At 74.5% G+C, this 6098-nt stretch carries 7 protein-coding genes; 3 read left to right on the top strand and 4 right to left on the bottom strand.

The window, feature by feature from the left end:
* A partial coding sequence (locus B8460_RS17595; protein ID WP_048862922.1) for an FGGY family carbohydrate kinase occupies positions 1-1095 on the bottom strand: 1095 nt, incomplete at its 3' end.
* Between the two features lie 97 nt (positions 1096-1192).
* Here B8460_RS17595 and tetH point away from each other — a divergent pair.
* Positions 1193-2029 carry a thiosulfate dehydrogenase gene (tetH, locus tag B8460_RS23495; protein WP_048862921.1) on the top strand — a complete coding sequence of 279 codons (837 nt, stop codon included), beginning with the start codon at positions 1193-1195 and terminating at the stop codon, positions 2027-2029.
* Positions 2030-2093: 64 nt separating this feature from the next.
* Here tetH and B8460_RS23670 read toward each other — a convergent pair whose 3' ends face one another.
* A complete protein-coding gene (locus B8460_RS23670; protein WP_052945296.1) occupies positions 2094-3377 on the bottom strand; it encodes a methyl-accepting chemotaxis protein in 1284 nt (427 codons plus the stop codon).
* Positions 3378-3595: 218 nt separating this feature from the next.
* Between B8460_RS23670 and B8460_RS17580 the strand changes: the two genes are divergently transcribed.
* Both B8460_RS17580 and B8460_RS17575 read left to right on the top strand, forming a co-directional pair.
* Positions 3596-3874 (top strand): hypothetical protein, encoded by a 279-nt coding sequence (locus B8460_RS17580; protein WP_048862920.1) that lies wholly within the window; start codon positions 3596-3598, stop codon positions 3872-3874.
* A gap of 48 nt (positions 3875-3922) precedes the next feature.
* Entirely contained in the window at positions 3923-4408 is a 486-nt protein-coding gene (locus tag B8460_RS17575; RefSeq protein WP_048862919.1) for a Spy/CpxP family protein refolding chaperone, read from the top strand.
* A 54-nt stretch (positions 4409-4462) separates the two neighbouring features.
* Here B8460_RS17575 and B8460_RS17570 read toward each other — a convergent pair whose 3' ends face one another.
* Both B8460_RS17570 and B8460_RS17565 read right to left on the bottom strand, forming a co-directional pair.
* On the bottom strand, positions 4463-5278 hold the full coding sequence (locus B8460_RS17570) for an exodeoxyribonuclease III (protein ID WP_048862918.1): 816 nt from the start codon (positions 5276-5278) through the stop codon (positions 4463-4465).
* A gap of 34 nt (positions 5279-5312) precedes the next feature.
* Positions 5313-5999, bottom strand: coding sequence for a fumarylacetoacetate hydrolase family protein (locus B8460_RS17565; protein WP_048862917.1), 687 nt, complete (start codon positions 5997-5999; stop codon positions 5313-5315).
* Positions 6000-6098 lie beyond the last annotated feature (99 nt).

Here is a 6098-nt window from a genome sequence, read left to right as displayed (position 1 = left end):
GCGCGTCATGCCGCACAGCACGGCGCGCGCCCCGCTGTTCCAGTGCGGCGCGCCGAGGCCGGTGAAGGCGGGCACGAGATAGACGCGCTGCGCCGGGTCGGCGGCGGCGGCCAACGCGCCCGCCTCCTGCGCCTCGGCGATGATGCCCAGACCGTCGCGCAGCCACTGCACCGCGGCGCCGGCGGCGAAGATCGCCCCCTCCAGCGCATAGCTGCGCTGTCCGTCAAGCTGGGCGGCGACGGTGGTCAGCAGCCGGTGGCGTGAGCGCACCGGCGTCGTGCCGGTGTGGATCAGCGCGAAGCAGCCGGTGCCGTAGGTCGCCTTGACCATGCCAGGGGCGACGCAGGCCTGACCGGCGAGGGCTGCCTGCTGGTCGCCCGCCATCCCGCGCACGGCGATGCGGCCGCCGAAGACCGTGGTGGTGCCGTAGTCGGCGGCGTTGTCGCGCACCACCGGCAGCAGGGCGCGCGGGATGCGGAACAGGGCGAGCAGCTCGTCGTCCCAGTCCCCGGCGGCGATGTCGTAGAGCAGGGTGCGGCTGGCGTTCGTCGCGTCCGTCGCGTGCACCGCCCCGCCGGTCAGGCGCCAGAGGAGGAACGTGTCCACGGTGCCGAAGGCGAGCCGCCCGGCCTCGGCCGCCGCGCGGGCGCCGTCGACGTGATCGAGCAGCCAGGCGAGCTTGGTCGCGGAGAAATACGGGTCGATCAGCAGCCCGGTCCGCGCCTCGATCAGCGGCGCATGGCCGGCGTCGCGCAGGGCGGCGCAGGCCGCGGCGGTGCGCCGGTCCTGCCAGACGATGGCGTTGTGCAGCGGCCGGCCGGTGGCGCGGTCCCACACCAGCGTCGTCTCGCGCTGGTTGGCGATGCCGATGGCGGCGATCGCCGGGGCCGCGAGGCCGGCGCGCGCCAGCGCCGCGCGGGCGGTGCGACAGGTGGTGTCCCACAGCGTCTCCGGGTCGTGCTCGACGAGGCCGGGGGCCGGGTAGAGCTGCGGCACCTCCTCCTGCGCGACGGCGACGGGGCGGAGGGCCGCGTCGAACACCACGGCGCGGCTCGACGTCGTGCCCTGATCGAGTGCCAGGATATGCGTGGCCATGCGCCCTTCCCTCCCCCGTTGCCCCTGTCGTCCCGGCCGCGCGCGCGGCACGCTGTGGGGCGGCGGCGGCGAATCGGGCCGACAAGGGGAGGCGACGATGGCGGGGGATGCAAGCCGGCGGGCGGTGCTGCGCCTGGGCGGGCTGGCGGCGGGGGCGGGCCTGCTGGGGACGGGCCTTTTGGGGACGAGCCTGCTGGGGGCGGCGTGGCCGGGGGCGGCGCGGGCGGCCGGGCTGCAGTTGCCGCCGGGACCGCTGCTGATCCCGTCCGAGGGGCATGCGCTGCGCCGGCTGACGGAGCACCTGTCGGACCTGCCGCGGCGGCGCAGCTTCACCACCGTGCCGATGATCCTGAACGATCCGGCGGAATGGGACGCGCGGCCGCTGGCGGCGGTGCTGCACAATGACGCCGGGCCGCGGCAGGTCTGGAACAACACCGATCTGGCCGGGCCGTGGCTCAATCTGATGCGCAACGCGCTGAACACGGAGATCTGGGGCTTCCGCCACCCGGACTTCCTGGTGGTGTCGGTGACGCACGGGCCGGCGAACCTGGCGCTGTACGATCAGTCGGCGTGGGACCGCTATCAGCTCGCCAAGCTCACCGGCGGGCGCTTCGCGCGCAACGTGCTGATCGAGGAGACGCCGGCCGGGGCGCTCGATCCCGGGGATTACGAGCGGCCGGACGGGGTGTTTTCGTCCGCCGCGGTGTCGATCCCGCTGCTGATGCGCCGCGGCGTGGTGTTCATGTCCTGCCACAACGCGATCTGGGAGCAGGCGGGGGCGCTGATCGCGCATGGGCTCAACCGCGACGGGCTGTCGCAGGGGGCGCTGGCGGCGGAGCTGACCAATCACCTGATCCCCGGCGTGGTGCTGGTGCCCGGCGCCGTCGGCACGCTGCCGGAGCTGGAACAGGCGGGGTTCACCTACGCCCGCTGACGGCGGCGCCCGGACGCGGTGCCCGGACGCCGCGCCCGGCTGGATCAGGTGCGATCAGGCGGGGTCAGGCGGCGCGCATGTCCTCGAGGAAGCGGGCGACGCCCTCGCGCAGGCGGGTGGTCTCGGCGCCCAGCGTCTCGGCGGCCTGGAGCACGCCGCGGGCGCTGCGGCCGGCGGATTCCGCGTCCGCGTCGAGCCCGCCGGTGCTGCCGGCGACGGTCTGCATGCCGGCGGCGACCTTCTGCGTGCTGCGGGCGATTTCCTGCGTGGCGGTGCCCTGCTCCTCGACGGCGGCGGCGATGCCGCCGGCGAGGGTGCTGACGGCGCCGATCGCCTCGGCGATGGCGGCGATGGCCTCCACCGCCTCCCCGGTCGCGCCCTGGATGGCGGCGACCTGGGCACCGATCTCCTCCGTCGCGCGGGTGGTCTGCACCGCGAGGGATTTCACCTCGTTGGCGACGACGGCGAAGCCGCGCCCGGCCTCGCCGGCGCGGGCGGCCTCGATCGTCGCGTTCAGCGCCAGCAGGTTGGTCTGCCCGGCGATCGAGGTGATCAGGCCGACGATGTCGCCGATGCGCTGCGCCGTCTCCGCCAGCCGGCGCACGAGGCCGTCGGTCTGCCGGGCGGTGTCGGCGGCGGCGCGGGTGCGGGCGACGGAATCGGCGGTCTGCCGGCCGATCTCGCGCACCGAGGCGGCGAGTTCCTCGGCGGCGGCGGCAACGGTCTGCACCGCCGTCTCCGTCCCGCCGGTCGCGGTGGCGACGTCGCGGGCATGCAGCGCCGTGCGCTCGGCGGTGGCGGCCATGGCGCGTGCCTCCTCGCGCAGCGTGGCGGTGGTGCCGGCGACCTGTTCGGCGCCGGCCTGCACGCTGTCGGAGAAGGCGCGACGCAGGTTGGCGGCGCGGGTCACGTCCGTCCATGACGCCATCGCGCCGATGTAGTCGCCCGCCTTGTTACGGATGCCGGCGACGGTGAGGGCGAAGATCCGCTCCCCCATCGTCGCCTGAAGGCGCAGCGGCAGGCGGTTCGGATCGGCCAGCGCCGCCCGATGCTCGGCGAGCGGGGGGAACAGGTCGGGCAGGCTGCGGCCGACCGGCGCCGGCTGTCCCGGCACGGCGGCGGCGAGCAGCGCGGTCCCCGCCGGATTGACGTAGGTGACGCGCAGCCCCTCCTTGGGGTCGGCCCAGGCGATGCCGGCGGGGACGTTGTCCACCATCACCATCGCCGATTCGAACCATTCCTTGAACCGCGCCGCGTCGGCGCGCGCTTGCGCGACGGCACGGCGCTGCCCGCCGGGCCGGAGGGCCGACGACAGGAAGCCGGAGGCAAGGAAGCCGGAAAGAGCCATCGTTTCGCTATCCCCTCGCCGGCGCGGCGCCGGCCCGCGCATCTTCCCCGGCAAGGATGAAGAACCCCTGAACCGCCGGGCGCCCCGGCGGCGGACACAGTCGCGCGAGGGGCCGGTCGTTACGCCCGCGCCGTCTGGCGGCGCCGGCCGGGAGCGCCGCATAGTCGCCCTCCACGCGCGCCACGCCGCGCGGCGCAGAAACGGCCGGGGAGGCACGCATGCGGATGGCCCTGATGCTGGGCGCGGCCCTGCTGGTCGGCACGGTGGCCGGCTGCGCGCCCGGTCCCTATGGCGGCCCCTATGGCGGGGGCGGCTACGGGGACGATGACGGCGGCTTCGGTAACATGGCCGGCGGGCTGCTCGGCGCCGCGTTCCAGGACGGGCCGGGCATGTTCGCGCCCAGCTATGGCGGCTTCGACTCGTTCGGCCCCGGCGGCTATGGCGGCCCGTATGGGGGCTTCGGACGCTGGGGCGGCGATGACGACGATGACGACTGACCCCCGCCCCCGAACGCCCGACACGAACACTTCGACGGAGACCCGGACATGACCAACGCACGCCGGCTTCCGGCCGCCGCGCTGGCCGCCACCCTGGCGGCGGCCCTGCTTGTCCCCGCCGCCCCTGCCCGCGCCCAGGCGCAGTCGGAGGCGACCACCTTCGCCGCCGTCAGCAAGCGGGTGGAGCGCCGGCTGGCGCGGCTGCATGACGAATTGGGCATCACGCCGGCCGAGGAGCCGCTGTGGGCCCGCTATGCGGCCACCACACGATCCAACGCGCAGGCGATGGGGTCGCTGTTCGAGCAGCGCCGGAGCGAGCTGCCCACCATGACGGCGGACGCCAACACCCGCTCGCTGACTGCAATGGCCGAGCAGCATGCCGCCGACATGCGCCGGCTGCAGACGGCGTTCGAGGCGCTGTATGCCGCGATGCCGGCGGCGCAGAAGGCGACGGCCGATGCCGTGCTGCGCCGGCACAGCATGGATCACCATGAGAATCACGGTGAGGACCATGGCCACGAGGACCACCACTGACGGCAGGCCGCGGGGCGGCCCGGCGCAGGCCGCGAGCGGGCGGCGCGCGACGGCCTAAAGGGTCAGTTCGATCTGCACCGGGACGTGGTCCGAGCCCTTCGGCCAGTCCCGCGCGTCCTTCAGGATCGTATGCCCGGCAAGCGCAGGCACGAGGTCGGGCGTGACCCAGGCATGGTCCAGCCGCCGTCCCCGGTCGGAGGCGCGCCAGTCGCGGTTGCGGTAGCTCCACCACGTGTAGAGCTTCTGATCCGCCGGCACGAAATGCCGGACGGCATCGACAAAGGCGGTGTCGCGCCACGCATTGAGGCCCGCGACCTCGGCCGGCGTGTGGCTGACGACGTCCAGCAACTGCCGGTGGCTCCAGACATCGTGTTCGAGCGGCGCGATGTTGAGGTCGCCCACCAGCACGGTCCGGCGCAGGCCGGGACGGGCGGCGAACCAGGCCCCGGCCTCCGCCACGAAGTCGAGCTTGTGGGCGTATTTCGGATTGGCCGCGCGGTCCGGCACGTCGCCCCCGGCGGGGACGTAGAAGACGTGCAGGTCGACAGGGCCGCCCGGGGCGGCGAGTGTGACCAGCAGATGCCGGCGGTCGTTCTTAAGGCACCAGTCCGGCGCGTCGTCGGCGACCGCGAGTTCCAGCCGCGAGAGCACGGCCACGCCGTTGTAGCCCTTCATCCCCCGGTGGGCGACATGGGCATAGCCGTACTCGGCCAGCGCATCGTGGGGGAACAGCTCGTCCGGGACCTTGGTCTCCTGCAGGCAGATCACGTCCGGGTCGAGCGCGTCGATCAGCCGGCGCAGCAGCGGCGCGCGCAGCCGCAGGCTGTTGATGTTCCAGGTGGCGATGCGCAGGCGCGGGCGTGCGGGCATCAGCGGGCGCGGCCGTGACCGGTGCGGCGCGGCGTCAGACAAGGCGTGTGCGGACGGTGCCCACCCCCTCGATCTCGCCTTCCAGCAGGTCGCCGCGCACGGCGGCGGCCACGCCCTCGGGCGTGCCGGTGAAGATCAGGTCGCCGGGCGCCAGGGTGACGAGGCGCGAGAGGAAGGCCACGACCTCCGGCACCCGCCAGATCTGATCGGCGAGGTCGCCGGACTGGCGCTGCGTGCCGTTGACGGACAGCGCGATGCGCCCGCGCGCGGGGTGGCCGATCACGGCGGCGGGATGCAGCAGGCCGATCGGCGCGGAATGGTCGAAGCCCTTGGCCATGTCCCAGGGGCGGCCGTCCTTCTTGGCCTGCGCCTGGATGTCGCGGCGGGTCATGTCGAGCCCGGCGGCATAGCCCCAGACATGGTCGAGGGCCGCGTCCTCGGCGATCGCGGCGCCGCCCCGGCCGAGGGCGACGACCAGTTCCATTTCGTGATGCAGGTCGGCGGTGGCCGGCGGATAGGGCATGTCCGCCCCGCCCGTCAGCAGCGCGTCGGCGGGCTTGGTGAAGAAGAAAGGCGGCTCGCGGTTGGGATCGCCGCCCATCTCGCGCGCATGCGCCGCGTAGTTGCGGCCGACGCAGAACACGCGGCGGACGGGAAACGTGCCGCCGCCGGCGACGGGGATGGCGACGGTCGGGGGCGGGGGCAGGACGTGCGAGGACATGCGCACAGAGTAACGGGCCGCGCGGCGGTCAGCCATAGGCGGCCCGCAGGGCGGGGCGGCGTGACGGACCGGCCCGGGGTGCCGGGCCCGGCGGGCGCC

Source organism: Acidisphaera rubrifaciens HS-AP3 (assembly GCF_000964365.1).
GTDB classification, from domain to species: Bacteria; Pseudomonadota; Alphaproteobacteria; order Acetobacterales; family Acetobacteraceae; genus Acidisphaera; species Acidisphaera rubrifaciens.
This window is presented reverse-complemented; position numbering and strand designations above follow the sequence as displayed.